The organism is Eoetvoesiella sp. (genome assembly GCF_035555955.1).
GTDB lineage: Bacteria > Pseudomonadota > Gammaproteobacteria > Burkholderiales > Burkholderiaceae_B > Eoetvoesia.
Genome location: NZ_DATMGA010000038.1, coordinates 23,709 through 38,656, shown reverse-complemented (window position 1 = coordinate 38,656; position 14,948 = coordinate 23,709). Strand labels below are relative to the sequence as shown.

At 63.9% G+C, this 14,948-nt stretch carries 16 protein-coding genes; 3 read left to right on the top strand and 13 right to left on the bottom strand.

The window, feature by feature from the left end:
* The 6 genes from VNT00_RS10715 to VNT00_RS10690 all read right to left on the bottom strand — a co-directional run.
* On the bottom strand, positions 1-850 hold an 850-nt coding region (locus tag VNT00_RS10715), incomplete at its 3' end, for a molybdopterin molybdotransferase MoeA (RefSeq protein ID WP_325587283.1).
* A 125-nt stretch (positions 851-975) separates the two neighbouring features.
* Complete coding sequence (gene moaB / locus VNT00_RS10710; protein WP_325587277.1) at positions 976-1,494, bottom strand: molybdenum cofactor biosynthesis protein B; 519 nt, start codon at positions 1,492-1,494, stop codon at positions 976-978.
* Positions 1,491-1,970, bottom strand: coding sequence for a molybdenum cofactor biosynthesis protein MoaE (locus VNT00_RS10705; RefSeq protein ID WP_325587275.1), 480 nt, complete (start codon positions 1,968-1,970; stop codon positions 1,491-1,493). The genes moaB and VNT00_RS10705 overlap by 4 nt, the downstream gene beginning before the upstream one ends.
* 2 nt (positions 1,971-1,972) lie before the next feature.
* Entirely contained in the window at positions 1,973-2,224 is a 252-nt protein-coding gene (locus VNT00_RS10700; protein ID WP_325587273.1) for a MoaD/ThiS family protein, read from the bottom strand.
* Complete coding sequence (moaC, locus tag VNT00_RS10695) at positions 2,205-2,705, bottom strand: cyclic pyranopterin monophosphate synthase MoaC (RefSeq protein WP_325587271.1); 501 nt, start codon at positions 2,703-2,705, stop codon at positions 2,205-2,207. The genes VNT00_RS10700 and moaC overlap by 20 nt, the downstream gene beginning before the upstream one ends.
* A gap of 117 nt (positions 2,706-2,822) precedes the next feature.
* The gene (locus VNT00_RS10690; protein WP_325587269.1) at positions 2,823-3,209 is read right to left on the bottom strand and encodes a hypothetical protein; all 387 of its coding nucleotides are present in this window, start codon (positions 3,207-3,209) and stop codon (positions 2,823-2,825) included.
* 364 nt (positions 3,210-3,573) lie between these two features.
* Between VNT00_RS10690 and VNT00_RS10685 the strand changes: the two genes are divergently transcribed.
* Together VNT00_RS10685 and VNT00_RS10680 are read left to right on the top strand one after the other, a co-directional pair.
* Complete coding sequence (locus VNT00_RS10685) at positions 3,574-4,077, top strand: peroxiredoxin (protein ID WP_325587267.1); 504 nt, start codon at positions 3,574-3,576, stop codon at positions 4,075-4,077.
* Between the two features lie 179 nt (positions 4,078-4,256).
* Positions 4,257-5,525, top strand: coding sequence for an MFS transporter (locus VNT00_RS10680; RefSeq protein WP_414650921.1), 1,269 nt, complete (start codon positions 4,257-4,259; stop codon positions 5,523-5,525).
* 221 nt (positions 5,526-5,746) lie between these two features.
* Here the strand turns inward: VNT00_RS10680 and VNT00_RS10675 are convergent, their stop codons facing one another.
* Both VNT00_RS10675 and bioB read right to left on the bottom strand, forming a co-directional pair.
* A complete protein-coding gene (locus VNT00_RS10675) occupies positions 5,747-6,622 on the bottom strand; it encodes an EamA/RhaT family transporter (RefSeq protein ID WP_325587263.1) in 876 nt (291 codons plus the stop codon).
* A gap of 118 nt (positions 6,623-6,740) precedes the next feature.
* Positions 6,741-7,754: a biotin synthase BioB gene (gene bioB, locus VNT00_RS10670; protein ID WP_325587261.1), complete on the bottom strand. Its 1,014-nt coding sequence runs from the start codon at positions 7,752-7,754 to the stop codon at positions 6,741-6,743.
* 327 nt (positions 7,755-8,081) lie between these two features.
* Here bioB and VNT00_RS10665 point away from each other — a divergent pair, with 327 nt between their 5' ends.
* Entirely contained in the window at positions 8,082-8,483 is a 402-nt protein-coding gene (locus tag VNT00_RS10665) for an acyl-CoA thioesterase (protein WP_325587259.1), read from the top strand.
* A gap of 36 nt (positions 8,484-8,519) precedes the next feature.
* Here VNT00_RS10665 and VNT00_RS10660 read toward each other — a convergent pair whose 3' ends face one another.
* The 5 genes from VNT00_RS10660 to VNT00_RS10640 all read right to left on the bottom strand — a co-directional run bounded on the left by VNT00_RS10660 (position 8,520) and on the right by VNT00_RS10640 (position 14,932).
* Positions 8,520-10,268: an acyl-CoA dehydrogenase gene (locus VNT00_RS10660; protein ID WP_325587257.1), complete on the bottom strand. Its 1,749-nt coding sequence runs from the start codon at positions 10,266-10,268 to the stop codon at positions 8,520-8,522.
* Positions 10,269-10,271: 3 nt separating this feature from the next.
* Positions 10,272-11,030, bottom strand: a complete 759-nt coding sequence (locus VNT00_RS10655; RefSeq protein WP_325587255.1) for an SDR family NAD(P)-dependent oxidoreductase — start codon at positions 11,028-11,030, stop codon at positions 10,272-10,274.
* Between the two features lie 135 nt (positions 11,031-11,165).
* Positions 11,166-12,095 (bottom strand): amidohydrolase family protein, encoded by a 930-nt coding sequence (locus VNT00_RS10650; RefSeq protein ID WP_325587253.1) that lies wholly within the window; start codon positions 12,093-12,095, stop codon positions 11,166-11,168.
* 118 nt (positions 12,096-12,213) lie between these two features.
* Positions 12,214-14,094: a feruloyl-CoA synthase gene (locus tag VNT00_RS10645; protein ID WP_325587251.1), complete on the bottom strand. Its 1,881-nt coding sequence runs from the start codon at positions 14,092-14,094 to the stop codon at positions 12,214-12,216.
* Between the two features lie 52 nt (positions 14,095-14,146).
* On the bottom strand, positions 14,147-14,932 hold the full coding sequence (locus VNT00_RS10640) for a crotonase/enoyl-CoA hydratase family protein (RefSeq protein ID WP_325587249.1): 786 nt from the start codon (positions 14,930-14,932) through the stop codon (positions 14,147-14,149).
* Positions 14,933-14,948 lie beyond the last annotated feature (16 nt).

Here is a 14,948-nt window from a genome sequence, read left to right as displayed (position 1 = left end):
GCGCCTGGGCCAGCGCCACGGGCTTGCCGGGCTTCATGCGCACGCGCCAGAGGTCGACCCTGCCGCCCATTTGCTCTATGGTGGCCTTGACCAGGTCTTTTTCCCCCACCGAGACGCCGCCTACTGTGAGTACCAGGTCGCAATCGCCGATAAGCCGTGTAAAGGCGTCGCGCAGCGAGTCGTGGGTATCGGCGGCATGCAGCACGTGTATGACCTCGGCGCCCAGCTTTTCGGCCAGGGCGGCCAGGGCCGGGCCGTTGGAATTGTAGATTTGCGCGGTCTGCAGCGGCTGGCCGGGTTCGACCAGCTCGTCGCCCGTGCTGAGTATGCCGATCCTGAGCTTGGGATAAACCGCGACGCTTTGCAGGCCCTGGGAGGCAAGCACGGCGATCTGGGCGGTGTCCAGCAGGGTGCCGGCGGAAAGCAGGCGCCGGCCTTTTTGCACGTCTTCGCCCTGGCGGCGAACATGGCTGCCTTGCCGCGGCGCTTCGCGCAGTGTCAGGACATTGTCGGTTTCGGTGCAGTCTTCCTGCATGACGACGGTGTCGGCGCCGGGCGGCAGCAGGCTGCCTGTGAACAGGCGTATGGTGTTGCCGGGCTGCAGAGGCTCGGGAGCCTGGCCCGCAAAGCAGCGTTGCTGCACCGGGAAGGCGGCGCCGGGCTGGTAGTCGGCAAAGCGGATGGCATAGCCGTCCATGGCGCTGTTGTCGGCCGGCGGCAGGTCGTGCCGCGCCATGATGGTTTCGGCCAGAATGCGCCCGCGCGCCGCGCGCAGCAGGCAGGTTTCGGTGCTTTGCGGCAGTTTGCCTGCTTGCGCGAGGCGGGATTGGGCAATGTCGAAATCGAGCAGATCCATAGGAGAATCACAGATAAGAGTTGTTGACCAATGGCGGACAAGGACGCGAGCCATGCTTGTTGCGCGCCCGGCGCCATCCCGATCCGCCATCATTCATATGGCGGGCACGTTTCAGCGCATCAGGCCATATAGTGCGTGGCGAAATTGCAGGGGCGGTGGGTGCTGTCGAGCTGTTCGCGGATGATTTTTTCCCAGGCCATCTTGCAGGCTCCGGTCGAGCCGGGCATGCAGAACAGTAGCGTATTGTTGGCCGTGCCCGCGAAGGCGTCCGATTGCAGTGTGGACGAGCCGATTTCCTGCCACGACAGATGGCGGAACAGCTCGCCGAAACCTGAAATGCCGGCATCGAGCAGGGGCGTGATGGCGGCGGCCGTGGACTTTTTATGAGAAAAGCCGGTGCCGCCATTGCTGAGGATGACCTGGATGCTTTCGTCGTGTATCCAGTCGCTGACGATTTTGCGGATATGGTAAAGATTGCCCGAGCTGATGGTTCGCTGCACGCAGCGATGGCCGGCGGCGGCGATGCTTTCGGCCAGGTAGTCGCCCGAGGTGTCGTTGGCGCTGGTTCGGGTATCCGAAATGGTCAGTACGGCGATGTTCAGTGCGGCTTGGGGCTTGCTGGGGTCGGCTTTGCTCACGATGATGGGTTCCCTGGTATGGCGGAGTTCCACAGATTGGTTTTTTGCGCGTCGGCGTCGTACTGCTGCACCCAGAACTGTTTGCCGTCGGCCAGTGTTTCGCGTTTCCAGAACGGAGCGCGCGTTTTGAGCGCGTCGATGATGTATTCGCAAGCCTTGAAGGCGTTGCCGCGATGGGCGCTGGCCACGGCCACGAAGACGATTTGCTCGGCGCTGTGCAGTTCGCCATGGCGATGCACGACGACGGGTTCGTGGGTTTCCCAGCGGGTTTGCGCAGTGTCGCAGATGGCCTGGATTTCGCGTTCGCACATGCCCGGGTAATGCTCCAGGAACAAGGTTTGCGTGGGCTGGTCGGGGGCGTAGTCGCGCACATAGCCGGTAAAGGTAACCATGGCGCCCGATTTGCCGGCCGCGCGCTCGCGCAGTTGCCGGGTCAGCTCGGCGGCGTCGAAATCGGCTTGTTGAACGATGACCATGCTCAGCCTCCGGTAACGGGTTCGAAGACCGCGACCTCGTCGCCCGGCTGGATGGCGGCATCGAGGCCGACGTGGTACTGGTTGACGGCCAGCTTGAGGCGCTGCACGGGCTCGAGCTGCGGGTAGCGGGCGGCAAGCTGCGCCAGCCATTCCGACCCGCTGAGCGGGGTGTCGATGGGCCAGGTTTCTTGCCGCAGTCCGGTCAGTTCGGCGACCTGGGCAAAGTACAAAACCTTAATTGCTGTGCCACTCACCGCTTTTACCTCCGGATTTATAGCTGAGCCGTATGTCTTCGATGATGATGCCTTTGTCGGCGGCCTTGCACATGTCGTAGATGGTTAGCGCGGCGACGCTGCACGCCGTCATGGCTTCCATTTCGACGCCGGTCTTGTGGTCGGTGCGGCAGGTGGCCTTGACGGTGATGCTGTGCGTGGCGTCGTCGAGTGCGAACTCGATGCCCGCGAAGCTCAGCGGCAGGCTATGGCACAAGGGGATGAGCTCGGCGCAGCGCTTGGCGGCCAGCACGCCGGCCACGCGGGCGGTGTTGAGCACTTCGCCCTTGCCGTTTTCGTGGGCGGAAAGCAGGGTGTAGGCCTGGGGGCTCATGCGCACCTTGCCCTGGGCGATGGCGCAGCGCAAGGTGGAGACCTTGTTGCTGACGTCCACCATGCGGACTTGTCCGGATTCGTCCAGATGGCTAAGTTCGAGCTCGGCCGAAGTAGAAGATTGACTCATGTTTGCGTGTAAAGGAATGGCGGCGGCGCGCATGCCCGCATCCGGCGCCGGAATCATTCCTATACTATACGCGATCCTGCCAGTACGCTGTATGGCCGCCCTGGCGGCGGCAAGGCTTTATGTGTCGAGGGCCTTCTTGACGTTGTGGTATTCAATGTTCTTGTCGTGCATGAAGCCGGTGACGAAGTCCTTGCGGGCGGCAGCGACCAGGCTGCCGTGCTTTTCGACCAGCTTGCGTCCTTCCACCTGGCCGCGCTCGAACAATTGGTCGAACTCGCTGACCTGCAGGCCGCGTTCTTCGGCGTAGCGTATCAAGTGGGCCAGCGCGGTGTGGCGATGCTGGTCGATGTCTTCGGGACTGACGCCAAAGACATCGGCGGCGCCGTTGGTTGCGCCCGAAATGACGACCCACTGGTCCAGGCTGGTGTCCTGGTCGACGCCCGCGTAGGCGCTTCCCAGGAAGCTCATCGACAGGATTGCGGCGGATAATTTAGGCAGTATCAAGGTGAACTCCCTATAAAAAAACATCGCGTCCGGGGCCGAGCGGCGCCGCGGGGCGGATGTATAGTGAAAGCTGTTGGACTCTGGACAGGCGGCCGAGGTTCCCGCGCCGCCGATTGCTGCAGACGTCCGATACGAGTCGTTATTTTGACGGGCAATCTTTACAGAAGCATGAAGTCCTGGTGTGCAAATGTATCCGAGTATGCGGGTTTCTTGCGTTTTTTGTGCCTTGCCCTGCCTGCCCGAGAGCCCCCGAATTGCCCGCCAGGCCTTGATTGGCGGGGATGACGCCGCGGCGCAAAAAGTGATAGGCTGTGTACTGCGTTTTTTGCTAATCACCAATCTGTCTAAAGTAACGGAGAAAATCATGTCTATCAAAGTTGGCGATCGTGTTCCGGATGGCGCCTTGGCCGAGTTCATCGAGGTCGAGTCGCAGGGATGCTCGCTGGGTCCCAATACCTTCCAGGTTGGCGATTTGGTCAAGGGTAAAACCATTGCGTTGTTTGCCGTGCCCGGCGCGTTCACGCCGACTTGTTCCGAAAAGCACCTGCCGGGCTTTCTGGAGCTGGCCGACAAAATCAAGGCCAAGGGCGTGGATGAAATCTGGTGCCTGTCGGTCAACGATCCTTTCGTCATGGGCGCCTGGGGCCGTGACCAGAACGTCAGCGGACGCGTGCGCATGATGGCCGACGGCAGCGCCGAATGGACCAAAAAGCTGGGCCTGGAACTGGACCTGACCGCCCGCGGCCTGGGCGTGCGTTCGCGCCGCTACTCGGCCCTCATCAAGGACGGCGTGGTAACCCAGCTCAATGCGGAAAAGGGCGGCGAGCTTAGCGTCAGCGATGCCGGCACCTTGCTGGGCCAGCTTTAACAGGCTTCTTGCATTTGTCCGGCCGTACCCGCCCGCTTCATGCGGGTGGGGAGGGCAATCCGCCCACGGCTTTGTTCCAGGCCGCGTTTCATGTCAATACCTCGTCCCGATGCCGCTGATTGGGCCGACGCTCCCTTGAAGATCGCCGGCGCCGCGCCGGGCAATCGTCTTTCGTGCCGATGCTGAATACGGTCGCTTCCTTTTTTTCCCTGTACCTGGCGACACTGCTGTTGCTGCTGGGCACGGGGCTGTTCAATACCTATCTGGGGCTGCGCCTGACCGCCGACCACGTGTCCGAGTTGTGGGTGGGCGGGCTGATTGCGGTGTATTACCTGGGGCTGGTGCTGGGTGCGCGCAGCGGGCACAAGCTCATCATGCAGGTGGGCCATATTCGCGCCTATGTGGCGGGCGCGGCCATTGTGACCACCATGGTGCTGGCCCAGGCGCTGCTCGACAATCTGTGGCTGTGGCTGCTGTTCCGCTTCATTGTGGGCGTTTCCATGGTTACGCAGTTCATGGTGATCGAAAGCTGGCTCAACGAGCAGACCGAGAACCACCAGCGCGGCCGGGTGTTTGCGTTCTACATGGTGGTGTCGGGGCTGGGCACGGTGCTGGGCCAGCTTTCGCTGACTCTGTTTCCCCGGCTCAATTACGAACCGCTGGTGTTTGCCGCAATCTGCTCCGTGCTGGGCCTGGTGCCGGTGGCGCTGACCCGGCGCCTGCACCCGGCCGTGCCCATGCCCGCGCCCATCATGATCCGCTATTACCTGAAGCGCGTGCCCATGTCGCTGCTGGTGGTGTTCATCGCCGGCAACCTGACCGGCGCCTTCTACGGGCTGGCGCCGGTGTTCGCGGTCAAGCAGGGGCTTTCCAGCGATCAGGTCGCGTGGTTCCTGGCGGCGGCGGTGGCGGCGGGCCTGGTGGCGCAGTGGCCGCTGGGCCAGCTTTCCGATCACGTCAACCGCGTCGGGCTGGTGCGTTTCAACGCGGCGCTGCTTGCGCTGGTGGGCATTCCGCTGTGGGGCTGGTGGGTGCTGCCGTTCTGGGCGCTGATTGCGATTTCCTGCGCCTTCGGCGCGCTGCAGTTTCCCTTGTATCCCATCGGCACGGCGTTCGCCAACGACAACGTGGACCCCGACCGGCGCGTGGGGCTGAGCGCCATCGTCATCATGGCATATGGCCTGGGAGCGGGGCTGGGGCCCTTCGTGGCGGGCGCGCTCATGCGCTACATCGACACCGATATGTTCTTCATCTTCGTGTCGGGCAGTGCGTTCCTGCTGGTGCTGTTGATCCGTCCGCAGCGGGTCACGGGCGAATACCTGAGCGAGGACGCGCCCACCCAGTTCGTGCCCATGTCGGAGCCGCAGGCGTCGCCGGCCGTGTCGGCCTTGGATCCGCGCGTCGATCCGCAAACCGATGTCTCGGCGGAGCCGGTGCCACAAGAGTAACAGCCCCAACGTCCCCTGCCTTGGGACGGCCCGGCGGTAGAGAGAGCCCCCACGCTGCGCCGCGTTGCGGCTTGCTGCCCCCCAAGGGGGCTTCCCCTGCCTTGGGACGGCCCGGCGGCAAGGAGAGCCCCCACGCTGCGCCGCGTTGCGGCTTGCTGCCCCCCCAATGGGTCTTCCCTTGCCTTGGGACGGCCCGGCGGCAAGGGAAGACCTTCACGCTTTCAATGGCTGAATTGCGGCTGGAGCAGGATGAGGATGGCCGCGGCGGCCAAGGCGACGCCGGCCAGGTTGGGCAGGGAGGGCTTTTCCTTGAAGAAGGCCATGCCGGCCAGCGTGCCCAGCGCGATGACGCCGAGGTTCATGGCGGTGAAGACCAGGGCCGGATTGGCGGGAAAGCTCTGGTGCGCCCGGATGTAGAAATAGATGTTGCTGAAATTCAGCAGGCCCAGCACGAGGCCGGCGGCCAGGTTGCGCGGGCGCCAGGCGGTGCGCGCCGCGCACAGCCCCGCGAACATGACGAGTCCGGCCAGGGTGAATGCAATGAGCAGGCCGGACGGAAAGGCCGTGCCGCTTTTCGCCAATTGCTTGAACAGGATGTCGATGGCGCCGTAGCCGGTCCAGACCGCCAGCAGCAGCGCTGCGCCGGCGCTTGCGAGGACGGCTTGGCCGTTTTGCCGGGGTTCGCGGCGGCGCGGCTTGACCAGCAGGCAGCATAGCGCGGCCAGGGCCACGGCCACGCCGGCCAGAGTGGCGGGAACGGGCGTTTCTCCGAACAGGAGGAAGGAGGCCATGAGTGGCAGGAACAGGGAAAGCCGCTGCGCCGCGTCGCTGAGCACGATGCCCGTGTGCCGGATCGATGCCGCCATGGCCAGGAATACTGTTGGCAGCAGCACGCCCAGCAAGACCAGCGTGAGCCAGGCGGCAGCGCCTTGCGGCATTTGTTGGGCGGAAGGGGGCAACAGCAGCAGGCACAGCGTTGCGGCGACGACGTAGTTGACGGCAATGGCCTGGCCCGCATGCAGTTCGTAGCGGCGAACCAGCTTGAGCAATATGGACACCGCCACGCTGCAGGCAATGCTGATGGCCAGGGTCAGCATGTATGCGCGGCCAGGCGTGCAGTTTCGGATGGCAAGCGGCGCGGGGCGCTCGGCCAGCAGCTCGGCACCCGGCTTTCAGTCGGCGCGGGGCCGGCCGACAAGGTGGGCACGCGCCGCCTCAGGCGTGATAGTGCGTGGACTCGCCGGGTTCGCTGCTGGGATGCAGGCCGAGTTTTTCGAACAGGGCGCGATCGGCCATGTATTGCGGGTTGCCGGTGGTCAGCAGCTTGTCGCCGTAGAAAATGGAGCTGGCGCCCGCCATGAAGCACATGGCCTGCATGACGTCGCTCATGGCTTCGCGGCCGGCCGACAGGCGCACGACGGCCTTGGGCATGGTGATGCGGGCGACGGCGATGGTGCGCACGAACTCCAGCGGATCGATGTCGGGCGTGTCTTGCAGCGGCGTGCCCTCTACTTTGACCAGATTGTTGACCGGGACCGAGTCGGGGTAGGGGTCGAGGTTGGCCAGTTCGGCGATCAGCCCGGCGCGTTCGCGGCGCGATTCTCCCAGGCCGACGATGCCGCCGCAGCAAACGTTGATGCCGGCATTGCGTACCCGCTCCAGGGTGTCGAGCCTGTCCTGATAGGTGCGCGTGGTGATGATCTGGCCGTAGAACTCGGGCGAGGTGTCCAGGTTGTGGTTGTAGTAGTCCAGCCCGGCTTCTTTCAGTTGTTCGGCCTGCCCTTCCTTGAGCATGCCCAGGGTTACGCAGGTTTCCAGCCCCATGGCCTTGATGGCGCGCACCATTTCGGCCACGGCCTCGATATGATGTTCTTTGGGCGAGCGCCAGGCCGCGCCCATGCAAAAGCGTTGCGCGCCGCCCGCCTTGGCTTCGCGGGCCGCCTTCAGCACTTCCTCCAGTTCCATCAAGCGCTCTCTTTCCACGCCGGTGTCGTAGCGCGAGGATTGCGGGCAGTAGGAACAGTCTTCCGGACAGCCGCCGGTCTTGATTGACAGCAGGCTGGAAAGCTGGACGGCATTGGCTTCGTGATGCTGGCGGTGTACGGTTTGGGCCTGGTACAGCAGATCCAGCATGGGAAGATCGTATAGGTCAAGAATGGCCTCCACAGGCCAGCGGACCGGCTTTACGGGTTTCTTGCGGCTGATTTCGACGGCGATGGTTTCGGGCATGGCGGTGGCTTTGAATGGGGGATTGCGCAAATGGTAGGGGCTGGAGGCTGGCCGCGCAAATGGTTCGATGTTGGCAAATTGGCTGAATTTCGTGAAAGATCGGGTTTTATTCTTCCAAAATCCGGTATTTCTTGAGATTGTTGCCGGTTGTGCCGTGGATTTCCGGAGGCTGCGGATATGTATCAAAATGCAAAAATTCAAACGACGGCCAGGTGAAAGCGGTTTCGGTTCCAGCGTTGCATAACGGTTATGCATAGAGGCATTTTTTAGGTCAGCGGCCTTTATTTAAGGCTATCATCGAATCTTTATTTGTGGAGAAAGGCGGCAATGGAGCATTTCAAGCGGGATCTGACGATAGAGTGGGGCAATTGCGACGAAGCCGGCATTGTGTTTTATCCCAATTTTTTTCATTGGTTCGACAGCACCTACCAAGGCCTGCTGCGCAGCAAGGGCCTTAGCCAGCGCAAGATCCGCGCGCAATTCGGCACGGTTACGCCGCTGGTCGACGTGGGCGCTACGTTCCGCTCGCCCGTCACCTATGACGATGTCATTGCCATTGCCGCGGAAATCGAATGGGTCGAGCGCCGCATGCGCGTCAACTACACCGTGACTTGCGGCGAACGCCTGGTTGCCACCGGCTTCGAGTTGCGGGCGTGGGCTCAGGTGGTGGGCGAAGGACGCCTGAAAGGCGCGCCCATTCCCGACGAGTTCAAGGCTTTCTTCAACTAGCGCCAGGGGAGTCCCGCCCAGGGTTTGTCCTGAGCGTTAAGCGGGCTCGAAAGCCGCTTCCATGGACAGCGGTTCCGCTTCGATGACCGCCAGGAGGTGGCGCGATTCGGGCAGCAAGTGCGAATAATAAAAGCGCGCTGTGGTCAGCTTGGCGGCAAACCAGGCGTCGCCTTGGGCTTTGGGCGCGGCCGCCGCGGCTGCCTTTGCCCACAGGAAGGCCAGCACCACGTGCCCCATCAGCCTCAGGTAGTGCGTGCTGACCGCCAGAGACAAGTCCGTGCCGTTTTGTTTGCGCTGGTCGAGCAGCGCCGTGGCGGCGTTCAGGTCTTGCAAAGCCGCAGCCAGCGGATCGGAGAATTCCCGCATCCATGGGCCGGTGGGGCATGCCGACAACCAGCCTTTGATTTCCGCGTTCAGCAGGCCCAGCCGCCGTCCGCCGTCGGCCAGCACTTTGCGCTGCAGGAGGTCTTGCGCCTGGATGCCGGTGGTGCCTTCGTAGATAGTGGTGACGCGGGCGTCGCGTGCCAGTTGTTCGATGCCGGTTTCCACGATATAGCCGTGGCCGCCGTGGATCTGCAGGGCCAGGCTGATGGACTGCTGCGCGTTTTCGGTAATGAAGCCTTTGATCAACGGGGTCAACAGGCTGATCAGGTCGGCCGTGTCGCTGCGTGTTTGCGCATCGGGGTGCCATTGCGCCACGTCCAGCAGCAGCGCCGTCCAATGCGTGAAGGCGCGAGCGCCTTCCGTCCAGGCTTTCTGGACAAGCAGCATGCGCTGCACGTCGGGGTGCTGAATGATGGGGCAGGGCTGCCGGCCCGCGGGCGAGCGTCCCTGGAGCCGTTCCCGGGCATATTCCAGCGAGTTCTGCAGTGCGAGCTCGCTCAGCCCCAATGCCTGCAGCCCGGAAAGCAGCCGGGCTTCGTTCATCATGGGAAACATGGCGCGCAGCCCTTGATGGGGTTCGCCGACCAGCCATCCTCGGGCCCGCTCGAAGCGCATCGAGCAGGTGGCGCTGCCGTGCAGGCCCATCTTGTGCTCGATGCCGTCGCATGTGATCTTGTTGGGTGTGCCGTCCTCGAGCACCTTGGGCACCAGGAACAGGCTTAGCCCGCGCGATCCGGCCGGGGCGCCGGGCAGGCGCGCCAGCACCAGGTGCATGATGTTCGGCGTCAGGTCGTGCTCGGCGCCGCTGGCAAAGATTTTGGCGCCGGTGATCAGGTAGGCGCCGTCGCCGTCCTCTTCCGCCTTGGTAGTAAGCAGGCCGATGTCCGACCCCGCCTGGGGCTCCGTCATGCACATGGACGCAATGACCTGCCCGCTGGCCAGGCGCGGCAGCCATTGCCGGCGCAGGGCTTGGCTGGCCGAATGCCGCAGGCACGATGCTGCGCAGTGATTCACCGCTGCATACATGGCGAAGGCGTGGCTGCAGGTGGAAAGCATTTCGCCTACCAGGCTGAATACCAGGCGGGGCAGGGCCTGCCCGCCGTCATCCGCGTCGGCGCACATGGAAGGCCAGCCCAGTTCGCGAAATTCGCCGTAGGCCCGGGCAAAGCCGGGCGGCGTCGTTACCGCTCCGTTGCGCCACTGGCAGCCCACCTGGTCGGCGCCGGCGTTCAGCGGCAGGATTTCCTCGGCGGCGAACCTGCCGGCTTCGGCGGCGATCTGGCCGATGGTTTCGGCATCAATGCCGGCATGGCAAGGCAAGGCGTTCAGCATGCCCTGCGCGTCGAACATCTCGTGCAGGATGAACTCCAGATCTCGCAAAGGGGGGCGGTACTGCAGCATGGATCAGCGCGGGGCCAGGCGCACGGCGCCGTCCAGGCGGATGACCTCGCCGTTCAGGTAGGGGTTGGCGGCGATGTGCCCGACCAGATCGGCGAACTCTTCCGGCTTGCCCAGGCGCTGGGGGAAGGGGATGGAAGTGGCCAGCGATTCCTGCACCTCGGGCGGCGCCGTATAGAGCAGGGGCGTTAGGAAAATGCCGGGGGCGATGGCCATGACGCGCACGCCGAATTGCGAGAATTCGCGAGCCAGCTGGATGGTCAGCGAAGCCAGCGCGCCTTTGGCGGCAGAGTACGAGGCTTGCCCGACCTGGCCTTCGTAGGCGGCGACCGAGGTGGTGAACAGCACGAGCCCCCGTTCTTCGCCCAGCGGATCGGCGGCGATCATTTCGGCCGCGGCCAGGCGGGTCATGTTGAAGCTGCCGAACAGGTTCAGGTTGACGACCTTGGTGAAGTCCTCGAGGGCCATCGGGCCGTTCTTGCCGACCACGCGCTTGCCGACCGCGCCGCCGGCGCAGTTGACCAGGATGCGCGCGACGCCGTGCGCTTCGCGGGCCTTGGCGATGGCGTTCTCGGCGCTGGCCGGATCGGTGACGTCGCAGTGGACGGCGATGCCGCCGATGCGCTGCGCCACGGCGGCGGCTTTTTCGTCCTGGATGTCCAGGACGGCGACCTTCGCGCCTTGCGCGGCCAGATGTGCGGCGGTGGCTTCACCCAGCCCGGACGCGCCGCCCGTGACCAGTACTGCGGTATTTTTCAGTTCCATTCAAGTTCACCTGATTAGTGGGTTATCGAAATTCGTATCGAGCGTGTTTGTAGACAGTGCGCCATAGCATGGAGGAGCTTCGGCGGCTGGCGCCGAAGCCTTTCCGATTGAAAAACGATGCCGCAGTCCGCCGGCTTAGCAGCAGTCGCCCTGGGCGGGTGGCGCCAGTCGCACGTAGCGTCCGAATACGGGGTCTTTGTCCAGGCCCAGCAGGCGCACCGCATTGTCGCGCAGGATGAGCGGCTTGACTTCGGGCCGGATGTCGATTTTTTCGAAGTCCGCCAGCCAGCGATCGGGTGTGATGACGGGGAAGTCCGAGCCGAACAGCATTTTGTCCTTGAGGATGGAGTTGGCGTACTGGATGAGCAGCGGCGAAAAATACTTGGGCGACCAGCCCGACAGATCGATATACACCTGGGGCTTGTGGGTGGCCACGGCCAGGGCGTTTTCCTGCCAGGGGAAGGATGGGTGGGCGATGACGATGGGCATGTCGGGAAAGTCGACGGCAACGTCGTCCAGGAACATGGGGTCGGAGTACTTCAGGCGGATTCCGCCGCCGCCGCGCATCTTGGCGCCGACCCCGGTCTGGCCGCTGTGGAAAATGGCGGGCAGCCCGGCTTCGGCGATGACTTCGTACAGATCGTAGGCGGCGCGCTCGTTGGGGTAGAACTCTTGCGCCGATGGGTGGAACTTGAAGCCGCGCACGCCGTAGTCCTGGATGAGGCGCCGCGCTTCGCGCACGCCCATCTTGCCGCGCAAGGGGTCGATGCTGGCGAAGGGAATCAGAACGTCCTGATGCTGGGCGGCTTCTTCGGCGACTTCTTCGTTGGTGATGCGCACCTGGCCGTTGGCCCTTTCGGTGTCCACCGTGAAAATCACGGCCATCATGTTGCGCTCGCGGTAGTAGGCGGCGGTTTCGGCGATGGTGGGCCGGGGCATTTTTTCTTTGAAGTAGGCCGCCATGGCTGCGTCGAAAGCAATGGCGACTTCATCCGGCGCGTTGCGCGTGGAAACCGTTGCATGAGTGTGGATGTCGATGGCGACAACTTTGTTCAAACCCGTCATGATTTTCCTTCTTGCCGGGAGGCGGCCCGTGAAGCTTATGGGCCGGCTTCGCCTGGCTTGCTGTGGTTGCGTTGAATTAAAGCGGTTAAAGCGTAGGTGCCAGTTCGATTTTACGTGCTTATGCGACCCTGGCCCGGATGTTTGCGTGGAGCACGGCGGTGTCGGGCTGTGCGGCGTAAAGACGTTCCACCAGCGTTGCGCGTGTCTTGAGCATGGTGCGCTGGTTGATGGAGCCTTTGTCCGTCATTTCGCCCAGCTCCATCAGCGGAGGCTCCTCGAGAACCATGGCGCGCACGATGCGGTGCGAGCTGCCCGTGGCCTTGGCGGCCAGGCGGTCCATCAAGGCCTGGGCCCAGGCGCGCACGGCGGGATCGCGGGCAATGTCGGCCAGGCCGGCATTGCCGGGCAGCGCGGCCGACAGTTCCGCCGCAGCGGGCAGCAGCACCATGAGCATTCCCAGGTCTTCGCGGTCATGGCCGGTAATGACCACGTCGTGGATGTAGGGCGCGCCCGCCGCGATGACTTCGAGGCGCAGGGCGCCCACATTGACCCAGGTTCCGCTGATGAGCTTGAAGTCTTCGGCGATGCGTCCGTCGAACCGCAGTCCGCGCTCGGGCGCGCTGTCGTCGACGAAGCGGGCGGCATCGCCGCTGCGGAAATAGCCTTCATCGTCGAAGGCGTCGCGGGTAAGCTCGGGCTGGCGCCAGTAGCCGGGCGTGATGTTGGGGCCGCGGTAGCGCACTTCGAGCTTGTCGCCATTGGGCACCAGCTTTACCTCGACGCCCGGCGCGGGAATGCCGATGACGCCTGCCTGCCAGTCGGGGATGTGGGCGGAGATGGCGAAGGGGGCGGTTTCGGTCATGCCCAGGCCCATGGTCATGGGAATGCGGGCGCCGCAGGCGGCGATGGCCAGTTCGTCGATGGCCTGCTTGAGCGGGCCGGGCAGCGCCGCGCCGCAGGGAAAGATCAGGCGCAGGCGGCTGAAGAAGCAGTCGCGCAGGACGGTGTCGCGCTTCATTTCCTGCACCAGCGTTTCCAGGCCCTTGGGCACTGAATAGTAGATGGTGGAGGGCACTTCGCGCAGATTCCGGATGGTTTCGGCCATTCCGTCGGGCGTGGGCTTGCCCCTGTCGATATACAGGGTTCCGCCGTTGTACAGAATGACGCCGAAGTTGTTGTTGCCGGCGGCCGTGTGGTGCCAGGGCATCCAGTCGACCAGAACCGGGGGCTCTTCGGCCAGGAAGGGATAGCACTGCAAATACATCTGCTGGTTGCACATCATCATGCCGTGCGTGTTGACGACGGCCTTGGGCAGCTTGGTGGAGCCGGAAGTGAACAGGAACTTGGCGATGGTGTCGATGCCGACGGCTTCGTGCGCGGCCTCGACCTGCGCGGTGGGCCGGGTGTCGAGCAGCTCCCGAAACGGCGTGCTGCGGCGGCCGGGGATGCCGCCCTCGACGAAAATCAGCTCGACGTCGTCGGGTACGGCGATCTGGATGGCGCGGGCGTAGCGTTCGGCATCGAAGGCGAATACCGCGCCCGGGGTCAGGAGTTCGACGGCATGGCTGACGCGCTCCGCGGATTGCGACAGCAGCGAGTAGGCCGGCGAAATCGGCGCATACGGTATGCCGACATGCATGGCGGCCAGCGCCATCAGCGCGTGCTCGATGCTGTTTTCCGACAGCACCATGAGCGGCCGCTCTACGCCAAGCCCTAAGTCGAGCAGTGCCTGCCCCAGGTGTTGAACGGCTTCCAGAGCCTGGCCGTAGCTGAGGAATTTCCACTGGCCGTTGCCGTCGCGCTCGGCAACCAGCGGGGCATCGGGCTTTTCTTTGGCCCAGCGGATCAGGGGATCGGTGTAGCGGGAAGGGCTGGGGCCCAGCGTGTCCGTCGAGCTCAGGATCAGCGCGCCGTCCTCCCGCTTTTCGGCGGCGCCTTCGTAGGGGCCGAGGGCAATGGGTCGGAAGTTGGCGCTGCCGGCTGTGGGTGCTGTCGTCATGGTTGTCTCTGGGGTACAGTTGCCGCTGTGGTTTTATGGTGTGCGGTGGCGTTTACAGGCTGACCTTGCCGGCCCGCTTTTCCAGGAAGGCGTTGACGCGCTCTTTGGCTTCGGGCGCGCTTTGGGTAATGGACGCCATCAGGGCTTCGGTCATCAGGCCGTGCGACATGGGCTGCTCGGCGATAAGCGGCAGCGCGTTCATGATGGCGAAATTGGAAAGCGGGGCGTTGCTGGCGATGCGGGCGGCCAGTTCGCGCGCCTTTTGCATAGCCTGCCCTTCGGACGTGACGTAGTGCGCCAGGTTGATGGCCTTGCCTTCCTGCGCGTCGAGCACATGGCCGGTAAGCATCATTTCGGTAACGCGCGAAAAGCCGATGAGCTTCGAAACGCGCACCGAGCCGCCGCCGCCCAGGAAGATTCCCCGCTGGCCCTCGGGCAGCCCGAAATAGGTGGTTTCGTCGGCTACGCGGACATGGGCCGCCGAAGCCAGTTCCAGGCCGCCACCCACCACCGCGCCCTGCATGGCGCACACGACGGGCACTTTCCCGAACTGGATTTTCGAGAAGGCTTCGTACCACTTGAACGAGTGCTGGACGCCTTCGCCCGCCGTGGTTTCCTTGAGTTCGGACAAGTCCAGGCCGGCGCAGAAATGCGTGCCCCGGCCGGCCAGGATGGCGACGCGGACGGTGTCGGGCAGCGATTCGAAGGCCGCGCGCAACTGTTCAACGACGCGCAGGCTGAGCGCATTGCGTTTGTCGGGGCGGTTGAGCGTGATGACGGCGAGGTTGCCTTCGATGTCGAGCGTTACGAGTGCTTCGGTTTGCGTTGTAGTGGACATGAATCTTTCTAGGATG